The organism is Pseudomonas trutticola BRTCR10 (assembly GCF_056155105.1).
In genome coordinates this window covers 688,669-709,834 of the sequence record NZ_CM149552.1, presented here as the reverse complement: position 1 = coordinate 709,834, position 21,166 = coordinate 688,669, and the positions used below count along the sequence as shown (strand labels likewise).

Sequence of the window (21,166 nt, the reverse complement as noted above, 5' to 3'; positions counted from 1 at the left end):
AAACCCGGCGCACAGCTGAAACGGCGGGCCAAAGCGGCCCCTATGAAACCTGTGACTGGCAAAAGGCCCGCAGGTTTAATCAAAAGACAGATTAAGGCGCGAAAAGCCGCGCGAAATCTGACCAATCGGTCGAACAGCGTTACCGCGTCCCGCACTTTTACGAGGCATAAGTGGGTCGAAAATACCCACAGCGGTGCAAAAGCCCTCCTCTGAAAGGCCCGAGCTAGAGCCTTCCCGCAGAACAATCAATTCTGTTGATTATTACCATTGCGTTTATGAACTTTTATATCGACTTATCGAGAGTAGCATTGCCCTCGTACCCACTTTATCGCCCTCCCAAGGAGCAACCCATCATGAAACGCCAATTACTGCTCAGCCTTACCCTGTCGATGCTAGCCAGCACTGCTTTTGCTCTTCCTGCTGCCGATCAAGCCACGCCGCAAGTCAAGGACAGCCACTCGGTGTTCAGCCAGACCCTCGCCGAAGACGGCTATGACCGCACCCCACAAGGTCAGACCTTGGCTGAAGATGGCTACGACAAGACCCCACAAGGTCAACTTGCCGAGAACGGTCGCAACCGCCTGGAAGAAAAAGGCCTGGTTGAAGACGGCTATGACAAGACTCCACAAGGTCAATCGGTTGCCGAAGGTGGTAACGATCGTTTGAAAGAGAAAGGCCTGGTCGAAGACGGTTACGACAAGACGCCTCAAGGTCAGCTCGCCGAAGGTGGTGGTGACCGTGTGATCGAACGCAACAGCGCTGTGAGCTAAGCCCATGGCGGCCCTGAAAAAAAGCCCAATCCCCGGATTGGGCTTTTGCCTTTTCAGCCGCAGCCAATAAGAAGTCGCCCTGTCCCCACTGCATCTCCCCGCTGCCGTTCGACGCCGATTAAGCCGATTTGCTAGAGTGCGGCGCTTGTCTTGCCGAAGAACACACCTGCGATGCTGCCCCGCGCCGAACAGAAACAACAGACCCGCACCGCCCTGATGGACGCTGCCCGCCATTTGATGGAAAGCGGCCGAGGTTTCGGCAGCCTGAGCCTGCGCGAAGTGACCAAGACCGCCGGCATCGTGCCCACCGGTTTCTACCGACATTTTGCCGATATGGATGAACTCGGTCTGGTGCTGGTCAGAGAAGTCGGTCAGACCTTCCGCGAAACCATTCGCCTGGTGCGCCATAACGAATTCGTCATGGGCGGCATTATCGATGCGTCGGTGCGGATTTTTCTTGATGTGGTCAACGCCAACCGTTCGCAGTTCCTGTTTCTCGCTCGCGAGCAATATGGCGGCTCGCTGCCGGTGCGTCAGGCCATTGGCCGTTTGCGCGAGAACATCAGCGCCGACCTCGCGGCGGATCTGACGTTGATGCCCAAGCTGCAGCATCTGGATGCTGCCGGGCTGAGCGTGATAGCTGACCTGATCGTCAAATCGGTGTTTGCCACTTTGCCGGACATCATCGATCCGCCCGCCGAAGCGTTGCCTGAACATCTGACGCCGCAGGCGAAGATTACCCAGCAACTGCGCTTTATCTTTATCGGGCTCAAGCACTGGCAAGGGCTGGGCAGTACCGAGTAGCGCCCCCTCTTCCCGCAACACCACAAATCCCCTGTAGGAGTGAGCCTGCTCGCGATAGCGCTCTCTCAGTCAAATATTTGCTGACTGATAGAGCGCTATCGCGAGCAGGCTCACTCCTACAAAGGCGCAGCGTCTCGGCCTCTATTTGGTGCATGTAAAAAACTTCATGCACCAAAACCTCTCAGAATCCCGCAACATCTTGAAACATCCACTACGCTCCGACAGGGATTTCCTACATCTCGTCCGATTGGCAAGCCCCTTGCTCTAGCCTGAGTATTGTCCACTGCTGGAAGCTTTCCCCATGCTGGTGATTCATCGCAGAATCGACCCTCAACCCGTCTGGGCCGCCGAGTTGCACCTGACCTTCGAAGCCCGGAGCAAAAGCCGTTTGCGCTGTTTCAGTGCCGAAAACGAAGACGTCGGGTTGTTTTTGGAGCGCGGTCAGCCACCGTTGTATGACGGCGAATGCCTACAGGCCGAAGACGGCCGTATCGTCCGCGTCAGCGCCCGGCCCGAACAATTGCTGCACGTCACCTGCGCCAACGCCTTCGAACTGACCCGCGCCGCCTATCACCTCGGTAACCGCCATGTCGCCCTGCAAGTCGGCGATGGCTGGCTGCGTTTGCTCGACGACTACGTGCTCAAGGCCATGCTCGAACAGCTTGGCGCGCAAGTAGAAGCGATTGAAGCGCCGTTCCAGCCGGAACACGGTGCCTACGGTGGCGGCCATCACCATTCGCGACACGGCGACGAGGACTTCAACTACGCGCCGAAACTGCACCAGTTCGGCGTTCGTTTATGAACCCAGCCTGGGCGCTGCTGCGCCTGGCCAGTCCGCAATTGCCGATTGGCGGCTACAGCTATTCGCAAGGCCTGGAAATGGCGGTGGATAACGGCCGGGTGAACAACCCGGACAGCGCCCGCCGCTGGATCAGCGATCAGTTGTTGCTGAATCTGTCGCGCTTTGAAGCGCCGCTGTTGCTCGCGCATTGCCAAGCAGCGGCGGACGAGCAATGGGCCGAGCTGCTGATCCTCTGCGAAAGTCACCGCGCCAGCCGCGAGACTCGCGAGTTGCACTTGGAGAGCCGGCAGATGGGTTATTCGTTGCAGCAGTTGCTCAACGGCTTGCCCGAACTCGACAGGCCGGCCCGTGACTTTCTCGCGCAGTGCACCGAACCGCATCTGGCCCTGTGCTGGGCGCTGGCCGCGCGCGCCTGGGGCATCAGCCCGCAAGACGCGCTTGCTGCGTGGCTGTGGAGCTGGCTGGAAAACCAGCTCGCCGTGCTGATGAAAACCCTGCCGCTGGGCCAGCAAGCCGCCCAGCGCCTGACCAGCGAACTGCTGCCGCTGCTGCAACAGGCGCAGCAGGATGCCACCCGAATCAATCCCGAACACATCGGCAGTGCCGCGTTCGGTCTGTCATTGGCGTGCATGGCCCATGAGCGCCAGTACAGCCGCCTGTTCCGCTCTTAGGAGAAACAACCATGAATACACAACCTCTGCGCGTCGGCATCGGCGGCCCGGTCGGTTCCGGCAAAACCGCGTTGACCCTGGCCCTGTGCCTGGCGCTGCGCGAGCGCTACAACCTCGCCGTAGTCACCAACGATATCTACACCCGTGAAGATGCCGACTTTCTGGTGCGTAACGAAGCGCTGGCACCGGAGCGCATCATCGGTGTGGAAACCGGCGGTTGCCCGCACACGGCCATCCGTGAAGACGCCTCGATCAACCTGGAAGCGGTCGATCAACTGAACCGCCGCTTTCCCGGTCTGGACCTGATTCTGGTGGAGTCGGGCGGCGACAACCTCTCGGCGACCTTCAGCCCGGAACTGTCCGACCTGACCATCTACGTGATCGACGTTTCGGCCGGCGACAAGCTGCCACGCAAGGGTGGGCCCGGAATCTGCAAGTCGGACCTGTTGGTGATCAACAAGATCGACCTCGCGCCGCTGGTGGGTGCCTCGCTGGAAATGATGGACAGCGACACCAAGCGCATGCGCAACGGCAAGCCGTTCGTGTTCAGCAACCAGAAAACCGGCCAGGGCCTGGAAGCCATCATTGCCTTCATCGAACGCCAGGGTTTGCTGACCGCAGCCTGATTCATTTTTCAACAAGGAAGCTTATCCATGACACTCAATCGTATTCTCGGCGCCGTCGCGCTGCTGCTGACCCCGGCACTGGCCTTTGCTCACCCTGGGCATGGCGACAGCGGTTTGATCGCCGGCATCAGCCATCCGATCGGTGGCCTCGACCATTTGCTGGCGATGGTTGCTGTCGGTCTGTGGGCGGCGCAGCAACAAGGCGCAGCACGCTGGGCGCTGCCGTGCACGTTTGTCGGCACCATGCTGATCGGCGGCATGCTCGGTTTTGAAGGGCTGGAATTGCCGGCACTGGAAAGCGGGATTGCCGCGTCGGTACTGGCGCTGGGCCTGGCCGTGGCGCTGGCGGTGCGTCCGCCGCTGGTGATGGCGGTGGCGGCGACGGCGGTGTTTGCGCTGTTCCATGGCGTGGCACATGGCCTGGAATTGCCGGAGATGACCAGCCCATGGGCGTATGCCGCTGGTTTTGTGGCTGCAACGGCTGCACTGCATGCGGCGGGTTACGCCGTGGTGCGTTTCCTGCCTCAGGCGGCTGCACCGTTGGTGCGCCTCGCAGGAGCTGCCTCGGCTGTGACCGGTGCCTGGTTGCTGGCCGGCTGATCGCTGTCGCCTGTACCGGCCTCATCGCTGGCAAGCCAGCTCCCACAGATTATTGGGTGAGCCCACAATTGTGTGAACACCAATGATCCCTGTGGGAGCTGGCTTGCCAGCGATGACGGCCGATCAGACACCGGGCCTCTAATGTCGGTCTCTCTGCTACCATGTCGCGCAATCGCCCCAGCCGTGACGACGTCCGCCAATGCCCCATGCTTCCCGCTCCGCCTCCCTGCCTGAATTGACCGCCCTGTTCAGCGATGTGCAACAGCACTTTGTGAACGTGATCGTGCCGCTGTGGCAAGGCCCGGGATGGAATGCCGACATGGCCCTGCCTTACGAAGCGCTGGACGCCGCCCACCAACCGCTGCCACCGCAACGCTATCGGGCGATGGCCTGCGCACGGCAGTTGTATCTGTTTTCCAGCCTGATCGGGGTTGTGGATAATGCCGAAGTACGCGCGGCGGCGCTGTTCCGTTCCTTGCAACGGCACTTTCATGACGCCGAGCACGGTGGCTGGTTCTACAGCATCGATGCACAGGGCAAACCGCTCGATCAGCGCAAGGATCTGTACACCCACGCCTTCATCCTGTTCGCCTGCGCGCATTATTGGGAAAAGTCCCGTGAGCCGCTGGTGGAATCGACGCTGAACGCCGCGCTGGAAGTCATTGGCCGACGTTTTGCCACGGGCGATGGATTGTACGAAGCCTGCCTTGAGCGGGACTGGATCACCCTGCAAACCGGCCCTCTGCAAAATCCGCTGATGCACCTGGCCGAAGCGTTTCTTGCCACCCTTTCCGTGCGCGAAGATGCTCCCACGCAGCAGCTGCTGATCGAGTTATGCACAGCCATGCACAAGCACTTCGTTGACCCGCAACAGGGCGTGTTGATGGAGAAACCGCTGGGGGCTGTGGATAACTGGTACGAGCCGGGGCATCAGTTCGAATGGTATTTTCTGCTCGAATCGTCGCCATTGCTGCGCGGCTCGAAACTGCATGCAGCGCTGGACAAGGCGTTCGCGTTTACCGAGCAATTTGGCGTCGAACAGCCGTCCGGCGCGGTGCGGGCGATGCTTGATCTGGAACTGGACGGCCGCCCGAAAGATTCGACTCAACGGATCTGGGCTCAGGCTGAATACCTGCGCGCCCTGACGTTGCGCCCCGACAGCGAAGCCACGGTGTTGCGCCAATTGCAGGCGCTACAGCAACGCTTCCTGCATGCCGGGGGTTGGCATGAATGCCGCGATGAGCAGGGTGAAGTCAGCCGCAAGGACATGCCGTCGACGACGCCGTATCACCTTGCGACTTGCTACAGCGGTCTTACCGAATACCTACGCTGATCTCATGCAAATGAGATCTGCTGTGATGAAGGGATCTATTGTGGCGAGGGGATTTATCCCCGATGGCGCGCGAAGCGGCCCTGAAGAAAGCGGGGCCGATCGGGAATAAATCCCCTCGCCACAAACTGTGTTCTCAGCAGAGAACCGGGTTACATCAAGCAACCCACTTCTTGTCGCCCGTGAAGCTGATGGTCAACCAGCGCGCCGCATCCGGTTTGCCAAGTTTCGCCGAAATATCCTCGCGCAACACATCCAGCTGGCCGACACTGCTCAGCGCATAGTCCGCCGGCAGCACCACATGAATCTCGATAAACCGCGCCCGCCCGTGCTTCTGCACGTAGGACACGTAATCATCGAAACCATGCTCGACTTTCGCCGCCTCCATCACCTGACGCACCTGGTCATCCAGCGTGTCCGGCGCGATACCCAACACGTCGCGCAACGCCGGGCCGAGAATCTTGAACGCCGGTGGCAGCATGGTCAGAGCCAGCACGATCAGGATCAGCGGGTCGACAAACCTTGCCCACTCGCCATAGCCCTGGGACTTGAGCAACAGCGCCGCGAGAAAACTGATCAACAGGCCGACCGACAGCATCGCGTCCACCAGCCAACTGATGTTGTCGAACTGAATCAGTGTGGATTTGAGCTTGCGATTGCGCCGGCGCACGTAGAAGAAGTAGCCAAACTCAACCACGGTAAACACTGCGGCATAGATGATCACCAGACCCAACTCGATCTCGCGCCCGCCATTGATGATGCCGAACACACCGTTGAGAAACGCATAGATGGCGATCAACAGCAGGAAACTGCCTTCGATCAGCAGCACCATCGGTTCCAGATGCCAGAAGCCGAACTGGAAGCGGTGATTGCTTTCCTTGGCGATCAACCTGGCGGTGATCAGCATCAGGACTTTGATGAACGTGGCGATCAGCGAAAAAAAACCATCGAACAGGATGGATTGGGAACCCGATACAAAACCGGTGACGATCCCGGCGATCGACACCGCGAACATCAGGATGGTCGATTGTTTGAGCAGCGACTGCTCACCTCGGTTACTCACTTTGACTCCTCGAAAAACCTTGAAAACCGCAGGGTGCGGTTGGGTTGTTGCGAGGGGAGTTTACCTTATCGGGATTTATTGCCTGTTCTGGCCTCATCGCTGGCAAGTCGAATCGTCGCACCGCAGCTCCCACAGGTTTATCGGCGTCCACAAATCTTGTGAACGATTCGGTACTTGTGGGAGCTGGCTTGCCAGCGATGGCCATAACGCGGTGTTAAGCCTTGTTACGCTCGATCGCAAAACCGGCCCAGGTCTGGCTCACCGGCATCAACTCCAAGCTGTTGATGTTGATGTGCGCAGGCGCATTCATCACCCAGAAAATCGTCTCGGCGATGTCCTGCGGCTGGATCGGCTCGGCACCGGCGTAGGTGGCGTTGTAGCGCTCCTGATCGCCCGCGAAGCGCACCAGCGAGAACTCGCTCTCGCATAGCCCCGGCTCGATGTTGCTGACCCGCACACCCGTCCCCTGCAAGTCGCAACGCAGGTTCAGCGAGAACTGTTTAACGAATGCCTTGGTCGCGCCATAGACGTGGCTGCCCGGATACGGATAGTTACCGGCGATGGAGCCAAGGTTGACGATGCCGGCGCCACGGCCATGGGCGATCAGGCGCGGCAGCAGCAGACGAGTGGCGTACATCAGGCCTTTGACGTTGGTGTCGACCATGGTGTCCCAATCATCCAGATCGCATTTCGGCGCCGGGTCCACGCCCAGGGCCAGACCTGCGTTGTTGATCAGGCCACGCAGTTTGGCGAACGACGGCGGCAGGTTGGCGATCGCCGCTTCCATCGCCTGGCGATCACGCACATCAAGCACCAGACCGTGCACTTCGGTCTGCTTCGACAATTCAGCACACAGCGCGGTCAGGCGTTCTTCACGACGGCCGGTCAGCACCAGTTTCCAGCCAGCCTCGGCGAAACGGCGGGCGCAGGCTTCACCAAAACCGGACGTTGCGCCGGTGATAAACAGGGTGTTGGACATCGTGTTCTCCTTGCTTCGGCCACCGGGGCAGCCCTTGGAATAGAAAATCAGCAGCCAGCATGCCCGGCCCCGCATTCACGGGCAACACCCACACGCTGTACAAAAAACAACCAACCGTACCAACGGCACAGCCACCGTGGCCTGCAGCCATATGCGCGCACGTTATCCACAAGCCCTTCCACAGTTTCCGGGGGCAAGTGGAAACGCGCAAAGCCGCGCCACACAAGGCTTTGCGGCGTGAATAGAAAGTTTTTTGCTTGACCCTGAAGTAACAGATGTGCGGGACAGGGCATTTTGCACGACCGAACGGTCACAGCAGTGATTGCGCGAGGCCAGCAATTACGCTGCCTAGCGCAGTCTTTCCAGAGTTTAATCACAGACTTATCCACAGGTCAGCACACAGCGAATCGCCTGCTCTGTGCCCACCATAAAAAGGTTGACAACCACGCCTGACGCTCCTGCCAAATCACCTGATCAAAAAACAATCACAACGCTACAGGCCACGCCAGACAAGGCTTTCAGCCAGCTACTCCCACGTTATTCACAGCCAGCTCCACAGCAAACGGGGACAACTCAAAACTGTGGAAAAACAGCCATTTGCAGCGTCTATATGTCGCGCTTTGGCAGGTAGCGGAATTTGTTTTCCACAATTTTGGCGAAGGTCGCACTTTTAACTGTGGGAGCTGGCTTGCCAGCGATGAGGGAGTCACTGCCAACATCATTGTTTAGGGGGAAACCGCTATCGCTGGCAAGCCAGCTCCCACAGGAGTTATGGTGGGTTTCCGGGCATGAAAAAGCCCCGGGACTTGCGTCGCCGGGGCGGTGTGTAGCTGGGGATAACTCAGTGGCCGCCAAGATAGGCGTTACGCACCTCCTCGTTCACCAGCAATTCCTTGCCGGTACCGGACAGGCGAATCTCGCCGTTGACCATCACATACGCCCGGTCAGACAACTTCAACGCATGGTTGGCATTCTGCTCGACGAGGAAAATGGTCATGCCGGTTTTCGCCAGTTCGCGCAGGGTCGCGAAGATCTGCTTCACCACGATCGGCGCCAGACCCAGGCTCGGTTCATCGAGCAGCAACAACTTCGGCCGGCTCATCAACGCACGGGCAATGGCGAGCATTTGCTGCTCACCACCGGACATGGTCATCGCCCGTTGCGTGCGGCGCTCTTCCAGCCGTGGAAACAGCTCGAACATGCGCTGCATGTCTTCCTTGGCGTACTTGTCGCCAATCGGAATGGTGCCCATCAGCAGGTTTTCCTCGACGGTCATGTCAGGGAACACCCGCCGCCCTTCCGGCGACTGCGCAATACCGTTGGAGGCGATGTAGTGCGATGACTTGTGGGTAATGTCGACGCCTTGATAAAGGATCTGCCCGCCCGCCGCCCGTGGCTGGCCGAAGATCGACATCAGCAACGTCGATTTACCCGCACCGTTGGAGCCGATCAGGCTGACGGTTTCCCCTTCGTTGATCTGCAGTGATACGCCTTTGAGCGCCTGGATCGGCCCGTAGAACACGTCCAGGTCTTTGAGTTCGAGGATCGGTTGGCTCATACCAGCTCCTCTTCGTCGGCGCCCAGGTAAGCGGCAATCACTTTCGGGTCGTTGCGAATGGCTTCAGGCCCGCCTTCGGCGATGACGATGCCGTGGTCCAGCACCACGATGTGGTCGGAAATGCTCATTACCATGCCCATGTCGTGTTCGATCAGCACCACGGTCAGATCGTGCTCGTCGCGCAGCAGCCGGATCATCGCGCTCAGCGCTTCGGTTTCCTGAGGGTTGAGGCCGGCAGCCGGTTCGTCGAGGCAGATGATCTGCGGGCGCGTGCACATGGCGCGGGCGATCTCCAGACGGCGTTGCTGGCCGTAGGACAGTTCACCGGCGAGACGGTTGGCGCAGTCCACCAGATCGACCACTTCCAGCCAGTAGAACGCGCAATCCAGCGCGTCGCTCTCGGCCTTGCGGTAGCCCTTGGTGTTGAGGATGCCGGCGAGCATGTTGCGGTTGACCCACATGTGCTGGGCCACCAGCAGGTTTTCCAGCACCGACATTTCCTTGAACAGGCGAATGTTCTGGAAAGTCCGCGCCAGGCCTGCGCGGTTCACCAGATGGGTGCCACCGAACATCTTGTAATACAGACGGCTGAGGAAGGATTTCGGCGAGACGAAGTCGGTTGGTTTGAACGACTCGCCGAGCAACTTGATCACGTTGGTTTGCTGACCACGCACGTTGAGTTCGATCTTGCCGCCGGAGGCCTTGTAGAAACCGGTCAGGCAGTTGAACACCGTGGTCTTGCCGGCGCCGTTCGGGCCGATCAGGGCAAAGATCGAGTTGCGTTTGACCTTCAGGCTGACGTCACTCAGGGCCTTGATGCCGCCGAAATGCATCATCAGTTTTTCAACAGAGAGTACGACTTCACTCATGGCGCAGTCCTCTCATAGTGAATGGCACCTTTGCGTGGAGTGACCCCGGTGCGGCTGATGCGGATCAGCCCACGTGGTCGCCAGATCATCATCAACACCATCAGGATGCCGAACAGCAGCACGCGGTATTCAGCGAAGCCGCGCAACAGTTCCGGCGCGACGGTCAGCACGAATGCGGCGATCACCACGCCGATGGTCGAGCCCATGCCGCCGAGCACGACGATGGCCAGAATCAGTGCCGATTCGAAGAAGGTAAACGAGGTCGGGTTGACGAAGCCTTGGTAAGTGGCGAAAAACACCCCGGCCAGACCTGCGGTCGACGCACCGATGGTGAACGCCGAGAGCTTGACCAGCACGTGGTTGAGGCCCATCGAGCGGCAGGCGATTTCATCTTCACGCAAGGCTTCCCAGGCGCGGCCGACCGGCATTTTTACCAGACGATGCTTGATGTACAGCACGGCCAATACCACCAGGAACAACACCGCGTAGATGAAGTAGTACTTCACGTCCGGGTTGTAGGCGATGCCGAAGAACTCGTGAAACGGCACCCCGCCATCTTTCGCCCGCTTGCCGAACTCCAGACCGAAAAATGTCGGCAGCGGCGCCGGCATGCCGTTCGGGCCGCCGGTCAGCGACAGCCAGTTGTTGAGTATCAGACGGATGATTTCACCGAAGCCAAGAGTCACGATCGCCAGATAGTCACCGTGCAGGCGCAGCACCGGGAAACCGAGGATGCAACCGGCCAGACCTGCGGTGATCGCCGCCAGTGGCAGCACCGTCCAGAACCCCAGACCGAGATACTGATAACCGAGCGCCAGACCGTAGGCGCCGATGGCATAGAACGCCACGTAACCGAGGTCGAGCAAACCGGCCAGGCCCACCACGATATTCAGCCCCAGCCCCAGCAACACGTAGATCAACCCGAGGATGACCACGCCTAGCAGATAGGAGTTGGAGACGAACGGCACGATCACTGCCAGCACAATCAGCAGCGGGATGATCCAGCGCAGGCTTGATTTGTGATCGGACGGCAACACATGCACACCGGAACCGGTGCTCTCGAATCCGTCGAGAATCTTCAGGCCCTTGGGCGTCTGCAGAAACAGGCTGAGGGCAAACCGGCCAATCATGACAATGCCGATAATCCACGCGACGCGGGTCGGCTCAAGATTGAAGCTGTAGCCCTCGAGCACGACGCCGACAATCGGGCCGAACACGATCAGGGCAATGAGGCCGGCAAGAATCGCCTCAACCAGGCTTTTTTTGATATCGATGTTTTTTTGAGTGGTTGAAGACATCGCTTACACCTTCGACACAAGAGGACGGCCCAACAGGCCCTGCGGCCGGAAGACCAGAACAAGTACGAGCAGCGAGAAGCTGAACACGTCTTTGTAGTCGGAGTTGACCAGACCGGAGAACAGCGACTCGGATATCCCGAGAATGATCCCGCCCAGCATCGCGCCCGGCAGCGAACCGATCCCGCCGAGTACCGCGGCAGTGAAGGCTTTGATGCCGATGACGAAACCGGCGTAGAAGTCGAACGTGCCGTAGTTCATGGTGATCAGTACGCCGGCCAGCGCCGCCATGGCTGCACCGATGATGAACACATAGGAAATCACCCGGTCGGTGTTGATCCCCAGAATCGAGGCCATCTTGCGGTCTTGCTGAGTGGCGCGGCACATGCGGCCGAGCTTGGTGTACTTGATGACATAGGTCAGCAGGCCCATGCCGACGAAGGCGGCCACCAGAATGAAAATCTTGGTGTAGGTGAGCTGCACGAAGCCGGTGCCGATATCGATGCGCCAGGCGCCAGTGAGCAGCGTCGGAACACCTTGTTGACGGGCGCCCTGGCTGATCTGGGCATAGTTTTGCAGGATCAGAGAGATACCGATGGCGCTGATCAGCGGTGCCAGTCGGGTGGAGTTGCGCAGCGGTTTGTAAGCGATGCGTTCGATGACCCAGCCATACACCCCGGTAACGACGATGGTGAAGACCAGTGTGCCGAGCATCAGGAGCGGGAAGGATTCAATACCGAAGTAAGCCAGCAGAGCCAGACTGATTGCCGCCAGGTAAGCAGAAATCATGTAAACCTCGCCGTGGGCGAAGTTGATCATGCCGATGATGCCGTAGACCATTGTGTAGCCGATGGCGATCAGGCCATAGACCGACCCGAGGGTCAGGCCGTTGACCAGTTGCTGCAGGAAAATACCATCCATAACGCAATCTCACGCAATGAGAACCTGCACACCTGTGGGTGTGCGGTTCTTCTAGGAAAAATACAGATGTACGTCGGAGCAATGTCAGAGCGCGAAGAGTTCAGCCCCACCGATCTCCTGTGGGAGCTGGCTTGCCAGCGATAGCGGTAGAACATTCAACAAAGGTGTCGACTGTCAGGCCGTCATCGCGGGCAAGCCCGCTCCCACAGGGCCTTGTGGGTTGAACTGATCGCGTCAGCCCTTACTTCTGTTTTTCCAGCTGATGGTATTTGCCGTCCTTGTCCCACTGGTAAACCACGTAGTCGGAGACTTTCAGGTCGCCCTTCTTGTCCCAGGCCTTCTCGCCCATGACGGTTTTCACCGGGTTGGTTTTCAGCCACTCGGCGGCTTTCTCGCCACTGTTGGACTTGGCGCCGTTGAAGGCGGCAGCCAGGGTCTGTACCGAGGCGTAGGCGTACAGGGTGTAGCCTTCAGGTTCGGTGCCGGCCTTGCGGAATGCATCCACAACGGTCTTGCTGTCTGGCAGCAGGCGCGGGTCGGCGCCGAAGGTCATCAGCACGCCGTCGACGTATTGCGGGCCGCCAGCGGTGGTCACCAGTTCGTCGGTCACGATGCCGTCGTCAGACATGAATTTCACGTCTTTCAGGCCTTCGGTGCGCAGCTGTTTAACCAGTGGACCGGCTTCCGGGTGCAGGCCGCCGAAGTAGACGACGTCGGCACCAGCCGCGCGGATTTTTGTGACTACGGCGCTGAAGTCTTTCTCGCCACGGGTCAGGCCTTCATACAGCACCGGCTTCACGCCGCGTTTTTCCAACTGAGCCTTGGTGGCGTCGGCCAAGCCTTGGCCGTAGGTGTCCTTGTCGTGCAGCACCGCGACTTTCTTGCCCTTGAGCACGTCGACGATGTAGTCGCCGGCAACGATGCCTTGCTGGTCATCACGCCCGCACATACGGAACATGGCGCTGAGGCCGCGCTCGGTCACTTGCGGGTTGGTGGAACCCGGGGTGATCGCGATGACACCGGCTTCGTCGTAGATTTCCGAGGCTGGAATGGTGGAAGAGGAGCAGAAGTGCCCGACCACGCCGGCAACCTTCTGGTTGACCAGGTCCTTGGCGACCGTCACCGCTTGTTTCGGCTCGCAGGCGTCATCGCCCTTGACCAGAACGATTTTTTCACCGTTGACGCCGCCTGCCGCGTTGACCGCATCCGCCGCTGCCTGTGCACCCTTCATGTACTGCTCGCCAAATGCCGCGTTGGCGCCAGTCATTGGACCCGCTACACCGATTTTCACATCAGCTTGAGCAAACGCAGAAACACCCAACGCAGTAGCCACTGCGAGGGCCAGAAAGCCTTTCTTGTAAAACGTCTGGGACATGAGGTGGTGCTCCAAGGTTTTTTTTAGTTGGCACTGCGACTTCACTTCACTGAATGCTCTGAGCAAGCGCCGTGCCATCGGTTTTTTATTCTTCAAAAAGTCGCTGCTTTCTTGTTATTTCGACTGTTTCGTTCCCATTTTCATTGGGCGTGCAACCGTCTAAACCGCGGAAGGTGAAACCATTTATTTTTTCAGGCGCAACCCGCATGCGCCATCATTGCAACCGCGGCGCCAAACGACGTGCAACCAGCCTGTAACAGCCCGCGTCACCGAACTGCACACTGCTGGTGCGGGACTGCTACAACCCGCACCATTACAGGCTAGTCGCTACATCGAAAAGCGCCGCTTCCGGCAACATATTTCAACACTCAAATCACGATGCGCAGGCACTGGCCTGCGTGATACAGCGAGAACCCGGCCTCATACAGGCAACTGCGCAAGCCCACGCCCGCCAGAGGCTGCATTGGTGCAAAGGGAATCGGCAGGGCTTGCGGATTGCCGTGACACAGGTAATCAGCGAAAGCCTTGCCGACCACGGTGCCGGTGGTCACCCCGCGACCGTTGTAGCCGGTGACAGCCACCAGTCCCGGCGCCGGTTCGAACAAGCGCATGAGGTGATCAGGGGTGAAGGCAATGCGCCCGGTCCAGGTGCACTCCCACTCCACCGGTTTCAGATTGGGGAAATAATGCTGCTGAACGCGGTCGGCCCAGGCCTTGAGAAACCAGGTCGGTTTCTGGTTGCCGTTGCCGAGACTGCCGAGCAGCAGCCGCCCTTCCTTGTCGCGGCGAATGCTGCTCAAGACCTGGCGGGTGTCCCACGAGCCCTGCCCGCCCGGGAGAATCTCTTGCGCGGCGTCTTCACTCAGCGGCACCGAGGCGACCTGATAGTAATAACCGGGAAAGAAGTTGCGCTTGAGTTCGGTCCAGTCGCCTTCGGTGTAGGCGTTGGAGGCGATGACCACCTGCTCGGCCAGTACCGAACCGTGCTCGGTCTGCACCGACCATTGCGGGCCGATGCGCTCAAGACGAGTAACCGGCGAATGATCAAACATCTGCCCACCGAGCCCCTTCACGGCGTTGGCCAGCCCGGTGACATAGGCCATCGGATTGAGCGTGCCGGCGCGTCGGTCGAGCAACGCGGCGGCAATTTTTTGCGTGCCGGTCGCTTGCTCGCACGCCTTGCCGGTCAGCAGCTCAACCGGTGCGCCTCGACGTTTCCATTGCTGTTCGCGACTGCGCAAATCCGCCTCACCCTTGGCGTTGTGCGCCATGTGCAAGGTGCCTTCGCGGCGCAACTGGCAATCGATGTTGTACTTATCCACAAGGCTGAACACCAGCGCCGGTGCCGCACCCAACATGCGGTTGAGCTGACTGCCGACCGCCTCGCCAAACCCGGCCTCGATCTCGTCCGGCGGGATCCACATGCCGGCGTTGACCAGCCCGACGTTGCGTCCGGAACCGCCGTGACCGGCCCGATGGGCTTCCAGCACGCAAACGGTCTTGCCTTGTTCCAACAGATGCAGCGCCGCCGACAATCCGGTGAACCCGGCGCCGATCACGCAGACATCGACTTTGACTTCGCCCCTGAGCGCGGTGTTATCCGGCCTTTGCGGCGTGAGTTTTTCCCACAGACATTCTTCGCGTAACGGCATTGCCAGACTCCAACAGAAACCTGCCAAACACAGCAAAATGATCGTTCCCACGCTCTGCGTGGGAATGCAGTCAGGGACGCTCTGCGTCCCAAAAGCGAACGCGGAGCGTCCGGTGAGGCATTCCCACGCAGAGCGTGGGAACGATCGACCTGACCGGAAAGACTCAGTCGAAGGTGATGCCCTGCGCCAGCGGCAACTCCAGCGAATAGTTCACGGTATTGGTCTGGCGACGCATATATGCGCGCCACGCATCCGAGCCCGACTCACGACCACCACCGGTCTCTTTCTCGCCACCAAAGGCGCCGCCAATCTCGGCGCCGCTCGGGCCGATGTTGACGTTGGCGATGCCGCAATCGCTGCCGACCGCCGACATGAATTGCTCCGCCTCACGCACGTCAGTGGTGAAGATGCACGACGACAGGCCTTGCGGTACAGCATTGTTCAAACGCAGCGCTTCCTGGAAATCGCTGTAACCGACCACGTAGAGAATCGGCGCGAAGGTTTCGCTGCAGACCACATCGCTCTGTTCCGGCATTTCAACGATGGCTGGCGACACGTAATAGGCATTCGGGAACTGATCTTCCAGTTGGCGCTTGCCGCCGAACACCCGGCCGCCTTCGCTCAACGCTTGCTCCAGTGCGTCCTGCATGTTTTCGAAACTGTGTTTGTCGATCAGTGGGCCAACCAGATTGCCTTCCAGCGGATGGCCGATGCGCACTTTCGCGTAGGCGGCTTTCAGACGGGTGACGATTTCTTCTTTCACCGACTCATGGGCGATCAGGCGGCGCAGCGTGGTGCAGCGCTGACCGGCGGTGCCGACTGCGCTGAACAGAATGGCGCGTACCGCCATGTCCAGATCGGCGCTTGGGCCGAGGATCATCGCGTTGTTGCCGCCCAGTTCGAGAATGCTGCGGGCAAAACGTGCAGCGACTTTCGGCGCCACTTCGCGGCCCATGCGCGTGCTACCGGTGGCGCTGATCAGCGCCACACGCGGGTCATCAACCAGCGCTTCGCCGGCATCGCGACCACCAATGATCACCTGGCAGAGATTCGCCGGAGCATCGCTGAAATTCTTCACCACACGGTCAAACAGGGCCTGACAGGCTAATGCCGTCAGCGGGGTTTTCTCCGACGGTTTCCATACCACCGGGTTGCCGCAGACCAGCGCCAGGGTGGTGTTCCACGCCCACACCGCGACCGGGAAGTTGAACGCACTGATCACACCAACTACGCCCAGCGGATGCCAGGTTTCACGCATATGGTGGCCCGGGCGCTCGGACGCGATGGTCAAACCGTACAACTGGCGGGACAGGCCGACAGCGAAGTCGCAGATGTCGATCATCTCCTGAACTTCGCCCAGGCCTTCCTGGGTGATCTTGCCTGCTTCCCAGGAAACCAGCTCACCGAGATCGTTCTTGTATTCGCGCAACACCTCACCAAATTGGCGCACCAATTCACCGCGACGCGGGGCCGGGACTTTGCGCCAGGCTTCGAACGCATGATCTGCGCGACTGATGTGCTGCTCGACTTCCGCCGGGCCTTCCCAGTTCACGGCGGCGATGCGGCTGCCGTCGATGGGCGAATGCACCGGCACTTTGCCGTTCTGGTACAGGGCCGGGTTCACACCAAGACGATCAAGCAATGCGGCAACCATGGGTCACTCCTCAAGCAAAAAACTGAATGTGTGCGGCCGCTGTTGCACGACCGGGCAGGCCTTTAGTTGTAGCGTCAGTACGGCGAGGCAACAAACGACCTTTACGCGAGATATCATTCCGTTTATTCATGCTGCGCATAGAAAGACAAGAAAAGGATCCGTCATGCTGAACAAACGCCACCTGCCGTCGATTACTGCGTTGCAGTGCTTTGAGGCCGTGACCCGGCACCTGAGCTTCACCCGGGCCGCCGAGGAACTGAACCTGACCCAGAGCGCCGTGAGCAAACAGGTCGCGCAGCTTGAGGAATTGTTGCAGCACTTGTTGTTCCGCCGCGTGCGTCGGCGTTTGCAGATGACCCCGGCCGGGGATTTGTATCTGGTCGAAGTACGAAAAATCCTCACGCAAGTGGAAATGTCGACGCATTACCTGCGTTCCTACGGCGGCGAGACCGAAGTCCTGCGCGTCTCCACACCATCGACCTTCGGCGCCCGCTGGCTGGTGCCGCGTCTGAAGGGCTGGCGTCTGCGCCATCCCTCGATTCATCTGGATTTGTGCAACGAACAGGAAGCGGATGATCTGCTGCAAGGCCGCAGCGATCTGGCATTCTATTTTGGTCAGGGCTCACGGCCCGGCACCGAATGCCTGAAGCTGTTCGGTGAAGAGCTGGTACCGGTCTGCGCCCCCGGCAGCCTGCCCGATCAACCGTTTACTGACCCGACGCAACTCACCGATCTGGTGTTACTGCAGAATGCCTCGCGGCCACAGGCCTGGCATGACTGGTTCGACAGTCAGGGTTATCAGACCGAACACAGCTACCACGGACCGCGCTTCGAAACCTTTTATATGTGCATCCGCGCCGCGCAGGTCGGCTGCGGCGTGGCGTTGTTGCCACGGTTTCTGGTGGAAGAAGAGTTGGCCGACGGCAAACTGGTCATTCCCTGGCAGCATGCAATGCCCAGCAGCGACGCCTACTACCTGGCGTACCCGGAACACTCGGCGGAAGTGCCGAAGGTGCGCGATTTTGTGAGGTGGATGCTCGAACAGATCGACGCTCCGGGCTGAAACCCGCCCCCTGTGGCGAGGGGATTTATCCCCGATGGGTCGCGCAGCGGCCCCAAAATCTCAAGAGCGACGACTGCTTTGCAGCCGGTCGGGGATAAATCCCCTCACCACAATTGACCTGACCCAGAACAGAAATCGCTGGCAATTCCCACCGCTGATATGCGCCACTAGCGCCATTGATTGATACCGCGCCAACGCGCGGCGCACCCGGAGACCCGTTTATGAGCGAGAGTGTGTTTGCCGATCGCATCGTGCAGAACCTGCTCGACACCGACTTCTACAAGCTGACGATGATGCAGGCGGTGCTGCACAACTACCCCAACGTCGAAGTCGAATGGGAGTTTCGTTGCCGTAACAGCGAGGATCTGCGCCCGTATCTGGCCGAGATCCGCTATCAGATCGAGCGTCTGGCCGAGCTGAGCCTGAGCGCCGATCAACTGAGTTTTCTGGAGCGCATCAGCTTCCTCAAACCGGATTTCCTGCGCTTCCTCGGCCTGTTCCGCTTCAACCTGCGCTATCTGCACACCGGCATCGAGAACGGCGAACTGTTCATCCGCCTGCGTGGGCCGTGGCTGCATGTGATCCTCTACGAAGTGCCGCTGCTGGCGATTGTCAGCGAAGTGCGCAACCGCTATCGCTACCGCGAAACGGTGCTGGAACAGGCCCGTGAACAGCTCTATCGCAAGTTCGACTGGCTGACCGCCAACGCCTCGGCCGACGAACTGGCGCAATTGCAGGTCGCCGATTTCGGTACCCGCCGCCGTTTTTCCTACCGTGTGCAGGAAGAAGTGGTGAACGTGCTCAAGCACGATTTCCCCGGGCGTTTCGTCGGCACCAGCAATGTGCACCTGTCCCGCGAACTGGACATGAAACCGCTGGGCACCATGGCCCATGAATGGATCATGGCCCACCAGCAACTCGGCCCGCGATTGATCGACAGCCAGATCGCCGCGCTCGATTGCTGGGTGCGTGAGTACCGGGGTCTGCTCGGGATCGCCCTCACCGATTGCATCACCACGGATGCTTTCCTCGGCGACTTCGACCTGTTTTTCGCCAAGCTTTTCGATGGCCTGCGCCACGACTCCGGGGACCCTGTGGCCTGGGGCGAAAAATGCATCGCCCACTACCACAAGCTCGGCATCGACCCGATGAGCAAGACCCTGGTGTTCTCCGACAGCCTGACGCTACCCAGGTCGCTGGAAATCTTCCGCGCGCTGCACGGTCGGATCAACGTGAGCTTCGGCATCGGCACCAACCTCACCTGCGACATTCCGGGTGTCGAACCGATGAGCATCGTGCTTAAAATGACCGCCTGCAACGGCCAACCGGTGGCGAAGATCTCCGACGAGCCAGGCAAGACCCACTGCAAAGACCCGAATTTCGTTGCCTATTTGCGACACGTTTTCCAGGTTCCTGCCGATTCCAGTCTATCTAGCAAGGAGTGAATTCATGCAAGCCGTACAGCGTGAGATTGCTGAACAGCTCAAGGTGCAACCGCCGTTCGCCGACTACAAGGCCCTGCAGGCCGAAGTCGCCCGGCGCATTACCTTTATTCAGGATTGCCTGGTCAATTCCGGGCTCAAGACGCTGGTGCTGGGCATCAGCGGCGGTGTCGACTCGCTGACCGCCGGCCTGCTGGCTCAGCGCGCGATGCGCGAACTGCGCGACCAGACCGGTGACAACAGCTACAAATTCATCGCCGTGCGTCTGCCGTATGAAACCCAGTTCGACGAACACGATGCCCAGGCCTCGGTGGATTTCATCGCCCCGGACGAACGCCACACCGTCAACATCGGCCCGGCGGTGAAATCGCTGGCCAGTGAAGTGGCAGCGTTTGAAGGCAAGCACGCGGTGTCGGTGGACTTCGTGCTCGGCAACACCAAAGCGCGCATGCGTATGGTCGCCCAATACACCATCGCCGGCGCGGCGAACGGATTGGTGATCGGCACCGATCATGCGGCGGAAGCGGTCATGGGGTTCTTCACCAAATTCGGTGATGGCGCTTGCGACCTGGCCCCGCTCAGCGGTCTGGTGAAAAACCAGGTGCGCGCGATTGCACGCAGCTTTGGTGCACCGGAATCGCTGGTGGAGAAAGTCCCGACGGCGGATCTGGAAGACCTGTCGCCGGGCAAACCAGACGAAGCGTCGCACGGCGTCACCTATGCCGAAATCGATGCGTTCCTGCATGGCGAGGCGGTGCGTCAGGAAGCGTTCGACATCATCGTCAACACGTACAACAAGACCCATCACAAGCGCGTCATGCCGTTTGCGCCTTGATTGGTGAGGAATGAAAAAAGCCCGCTGAGGAGTGATCCTCAGCGGGCTTTTCTTTGGCCTGAACATCTGTCGATGCTAATGGCCCCTTCGCGGGCAAGCCCGCTCCCACAGTGTCCTGGTTGTTCACAAAATGTGTGACTGGCACCCAACCTGTGGGAGCGGGCTTGCCCGCGAAGAACGATGACGCGAAAGACCTGTTTACTTGACAGTAATGGTGCCTTTCATCATCGAGATGTGGCCCGGGAACGAGCAGAAGAAGCCGTAGTCGGTACCCGCTGCCAGTTTCGAAACGTCGATGGTCAGCGAATCTTTCTCGCCTGCGCCGATGATTTTGGTGTGCGCCAGAACGCGCTCATCGCCGTCTTTCAGGTAGTTTTTGTCGATACCGGCAGCCAGGCCATCGGTAGCGATCGGCTGCATGTCGGCGGTTTTGCTGACAACCAGGTTATGCCCCATGACGTTCTTCGGCAGGCTGCCGGAGTGGGTCAGCTCGACGGTGAAAGTCTTGCAGCTCTTGTCGATCACGATTTCCTTGGTGTTGAAGGACATCTGATCGGTGGAGTCAACGGTGGTTTTGCACTCGGCAGCCATCAATTGGCTGCTGGCCAGCGCCAGCAGGGATACCGCAACAACTTTGGAAAACATGGTGAATCTCCAAGGCAGGGTTAACAAAATCACGAATGGTTGAAAGACTGCCTGAAATCTTCGCAAGTTCCTATGACTTGAGTCAAAAATTGTATACAACTTTCAGGCTATGACACTCATCGACACAATCTAACGGCCAGATTCTCCGGCCAGCCCTATGATCGGCGCATCTACTGAGACGGAGTGCCTGTCATGTTCTTTAACGGTCTGTT

At 59.4% G+C, this 21,166-nt stretch carries 20 protein-coding genes; 10 read left to right on the top strand and 10 right to left on the bottom strand.

What is annotated here, in order from left to right; genetic code table 11:
- Positions 1–353: 353 nt before the first annotated feature.
- The 7 genes from ACVVH8_RS03040 to ACVVH8_RS03010 all read left to right on the top strand — a co-directional run bounded on the left by ACVVH8_RS03040 (position 354) and on the right by ACVVH8_RS03010 (position 5,606).
- Positions 354–770, top strand: a complete 417-nt coding sequence (locus tag ACVVH8_RS03040) for a hypothetical protein (RefSeq protein ID WP_103304699.1) — start codon at positions 354–356, stop codon at positions 768–770.
- A gap of 171 nt (positions 771–941) precedes the next feature.
- On the top strand, positions 942–1,574 hold the full coding sequence (locus ACVVH8_RS03035) for a TetR family transcriptional regulator (protein ID WP_475231116.1): 633 nt from the start codon (positions 942–944) through the stop codon (positions 1,572–1,574).
- Between the two features lie 301 nt (positions 1,575–1,875).
- Positions 1,876–2,376, top strand: coding sequence for an urease accessory protein UreE (ureE, locus tag ACVVH8_RS03030; protein WP_213027396.1), 501 nt, complete (start codon positions 1,876–1,878; stop codon positions 2,374–2,376).
- On the top strand, positions 2,373–3,047 hold the full coding sequence (locus tag ACVVH8_RS03025) for an urease accessory protein UreF (protein WP_475228407.1): 675 nt from the start codon (positions 2,373–2,375) through the stop codon (positions 3,045–3,047). The genes ureE and ACVVH8_RS03025 overlap by 4 nt, the downstream gene beginning before the upstream one ends.
- Positions 3,048–3,058: 11 nt before the next feature.
- On the top strand, positions 3,059–3,673 hold the full coding sequence (gene ureG / locus ACVVH8_RS03020) for an urease accessory protein UreG (protein WP_053116815.1): 615 nt from the start codon (positions 3,059–3,061) through the stop codon (positions 3,671–3,673).
- Between the two features lie 27 nt (positions 3,674–3,700).
- Positions 3,701–4,273, top strand: coding sequence for a HupE/UreJ family protein (locus ACVVH8_RS03015; protein WP_103304694.1), 573 nt, complete (start codon positions 3,701–3,703; stop codon positions 4,271–4,273).
- A gap of 199 nt (positions 4,274–4,472) precedes the next feature.
- A complete protein-coding gene (locus ACVVH8_RS03010; RefSeq protein WP_475228404.1) occupies positions 4,473–5,606 on the top strand; it encodes an AGE family epimerase/isomerase in 1,134 nt (377 codons plus the stop codon).
- A gap of 154 nt (positions 5,607–5,760) precedes the next feature.
- On the opposite strand, the gene ACVVH8_RS03005 is transcribed toward ACVVH8_RS03010, so the two are convergent.
- The 9 genes from ACVVH8_RS03005 to amaB form a co-directional block, all read right to left on the bottom strand.
- On the bottom strand, positions 5,761–6,666 hold the full coding sequence (locus tag ACVVH8_RS03005) for a cation diffusion facilitator family transporter (RefSeq protein ID WP_475228402.1): 906 nt from the start codon (positions 6,664–6,666) through the stop codon (positions 5,761–5,763).
- Between the two features lie 214 nt (positions 6,667–6,880).
- Complete coding sequence (locus ACVVH8_RS03000; protein ID WP_123448417.1) at positions 6,881–7,645, bottom strand: SDR family oxidoreductase; 765 nt, start codon at positions 7,643–7,645, stop codon at positions 6,881–6,883.
- 841 nt (positions 7,646–8,486) lie between these two features.
- Positions 8,487–9,203, bottom strand: a complete 717-nt coding sequence (locus ACVVH8_RS02995; protein WP_103304691.1) for an ABC transporter ATP-binding protein — start codon at positions 9,201–9,203, stop codon at positions 8,487–8,489.
- Positions 9,200–10,072: an ABC transporter ATP-binding protein gene (locus ACVVH8_RS02990; protein WP_213027390.1), complete on the bottom strand. Its 873-nt coding sequence runs from the start codon at positions 10,070–10,072 to the stop codon at positions 9,200–9,202. The genes ACVVH8_RS02995 and ACVVH8_RS02990 overlap by 4 nt, the downstream gene beginning before the upstream one ends.
- Positions 10,069–11,370: a high-affinity branched-chain amino acid ABC transporter permease LivM gene (gene livM / locus ACVVH8_RS02985; protein ID WP_475228399.1), complete on the bottom strand. Its 1,302-nt coding sequence runs from the start codon at positions 11,368–11,370 to the stop codon at positions 10,069–10,071. The genes ACVVH8_RS02990 and livM overlap by 4 nt, the downstream gene beginning before the upstream one ends.
- Positions 11,371–11,373: 3 nt before the next feature.
- A complete protein-coding gene (locus tag ACVVH8_RS02980; protein WP_103304688.1) occupies positions 11,374–12,288 on the bottom strand; it encodes an ABC transporter permease subunit in 915 nt (304 codons plus the stop codon).
- A gap of 241 nt (positions 12,289–12,529) precedes the next feature.
- Positions 12,530–13,663 carry an ABC transporter substrate-binding protein gene (locus ACVVH8_RS02975; protein WP_103304687.1) on the bottom strand — a complete coding sequence of 378 codons (1,134 nt, stop codon included), beginning with the start codon at positions 13,661–13,663 and terminating at the stop codon, positions 12,530–12,532.
- A 368-nt stretch (positions 13,664–14,031) separates the two neighbouring features.
- Positions 14,032–15,315, bottom strand: a complete 1,284-nt coding sequence (gene amaA, locus ACVVH8_RS02970) for an L-pipecolate oxidase (RefSeq protein ID WP_103304686.1) — start codon at positions 15,313–15,315, stop codon at positions 14,032–14,034.
- 163 nt (positions 15,316–15,478) lie between these two features.
- A complete protein-coding gene (gene amaB, locus ACVVH8_RS02965; protein WP_103304685.1) occupies positions 15,479–16,969 on the bottom strand; it encodes an L-piperidine-6-carboxylate dehydrogenase in 1,491 nt (496 codons plus the stop codon).
- A 163-nt stretch (positions 16,970–17,132) separates the two neighbouring features.
- On the opposite strand from amaB, the gene ACVVH8_RS02960 reads away from it, so the two are divergent.
- From ACVVH8_RS02960 to nadE, 3 genes are all read left to right on the top strand, one after another.
- Positions 17,133–18,032 (top strand): LysR family transcriptional regulator, encoded by a 900-nt coding sequence (locus tag ACVVH8_RS02960; RefSeq protein ID WP_213027389.1) that lies wholly within the window; start codon positions 17,133–17,135, stop codon positions 18,030–18,032.
- 221 nt (positions 18,033–18,253) lie between these two features.
- Positions 18,254–19,477: a nicotinate phosphoribosyltransferase gene (pncB, locus tag ACVVH8_RS02955; RefSeq protein WP_103304683.1), complete on the top strand. Its 1,224-nt coding sequence runs from the start codon at positions 18,254–18,256 to the stop codon at positions 19,475–19,477.
- Positions 19,478–19,481: 4 nt separating this feature from the next.
- A complete protein-coding gene (gene nadE, locus ACVVH8_RS02950) occupies positions 19,482–20,309 on the top strand; it encodes an ammonia-dependent NAD(+) synthetase (protein ID WP_475228397.1) in 828 nt (275 codons plus the stop codon).
- Positions 20,310–20,507: 198 nt separating this feature from the next.
- Here nadE and azu read toward each other — a convergent pair whose 3' ends face one another.
- Positions 20,508–20,954, bottom strand: a complete 447-nt coding sequence (gene azu, locus ACVVH8_RS02945) for an azurin (RefSeq protein WP_166218060.1) — start codon at positions 20,952–20,954, stop codon at positions 20,508–20,510.
- Positions 20,955–21,166 lie beyond the last annotated feature (212 nt).

Excerpts from the sequence above, each read along its gene's own strand:
- ACVVH8_RS03040 (WP_103304699.1), top strand. The coding sequence starts at position 354 with ATGAAACGCCAATTACTGCTCAGCCTTACCCTGTCGATGCTAGCCAGC.
- ACVVH8_RS03035 (WP_475231116.1), top strand. The coding sequence starts at position 942 with ATGCTGCCCCGCGCCGAACAGAAACAACAGACCCGCACCGCCCTGATG.
- ureE (WP_213027396.1), top strand. The coding sequence starts at position 1,876 with ATGCTGGTGATTCATCGCAGAATCGACCCTCAACCCGTCTGGGCCGCC.
- ACVVH8_RS03025 (WP_475228407.1), top strand. The coding sequence starts at position 2,373 with ATGAACCCAGCCTGGGCGCTGCTGCGCCTGGCCAGTCCGCAATTGCCG.
- ureG (WP_053116815.1), top strand. The coding sequence starts at position 3,059 with ATGAATACACAACCTCTGCGCGTCGGCATCGGCGGCCCGGTCGGTTCC.
- ACVVH8_RS03015 (WP_103304694.1), top strand. The coding sequence starts at position 3,701 with ATGACACTCAATCGTATTCTCGGCGCCGTCGCGCTGCTGCTGACCCCG.
- ACVVH8_RS03010 (WP_475228404.1), top strand. The coding sequence starts at position 4,473 with ATGCCCCATGCTTCCCGCTCCGCCTCCCTGCCTGAATTGACCGCCCTG.
- ACVVH8_RS03000 (WP_123448417.1), bottom strand. The coding sequence starts at position 7,645 with ATGTCCAACACCCTGTTTATCACCGGCGCAACGTCCGGTTTTGGTGAA.
- ACVVH8_RS02995 (WP_103304691.1), bottom strand. The coding sequence starts at position 9,203 with ATGAGCCAACCGATCCTCGAACTCAAAGACCTGGACGTGTTCTACGGG.
- ACVVH8_RS02990 (WP_213027390.1), bottom strand. The coding sequence starts at position 10,072 with ATGAGTGAAGTCGTACTCTCTGTTGAAAAACTGATGATGCATTTCGGC.
- livM (WP_475228399.1), bottom strand. The coding sequence starts at position 11,370 with ATGTCTTCAACCACTCAAAAAAACATCGATATCAAAAAAAGCCTGGTT.
- ACVVH8_RS02980 (WP_103304688.1), bottom strand. The coding sequence starts at position 12,288 with ATGGATGGTATTTTCCTGCAGCAACTGGTCAACGGCCTGACCCTCGGG.
- ACVVH8_RS02975 (WP_103304687.1), bottom strand. The coding sequence starts at position 13,663 with ATGTCCCAGACGTTTTACAAGAAAGGCTTTCTGGCCCTCGCAGTGGCT.
- amaA (WP_103304686.1), bottom strand. The coding sequence starts at position 15,315 with ATGCCGTTACGCGAAGAATGTCTGTGGGAAAAACTCACGCCGCAAAGG.
- amaB (WP_103304685.1), bottom strand. The coding sequence starts at position 16,969 with ATGGTTGCCGCATTGCTTGATCGTCTTGGTGTGAACCCGGCCCTGTAC.
- ACVVH8_RS02960 (WP_213027389.1), top strand. The coding sequence starts at position 17,133 with ATGCTGAACAAACGCCACCTGCCGTCGATTACTGCGTTGCAGTGCTTT.
- pncB (WP_103304683.1), top strand. The coding sequence starts at position 18,254 with ATGAGCGAGAGTGTGTTTGCCGATCGCATCGTGCAGAACCTGCTCGAC.
- nadE (WP_475228397.1), top strand. The coding sequence starts at position 19,482 with ATGCAAGCCGTACAGCGTGAGATTGCTGAACAGCTCAAGGTGCAACCG.
- azu (WP_166218060.1), bottom strand. The coding sequence starts at position 20,954 with ATGTTTTCCAAAGTTGTTGCGGTATCCCTGCTGGCGCTGGCCAGCAGC.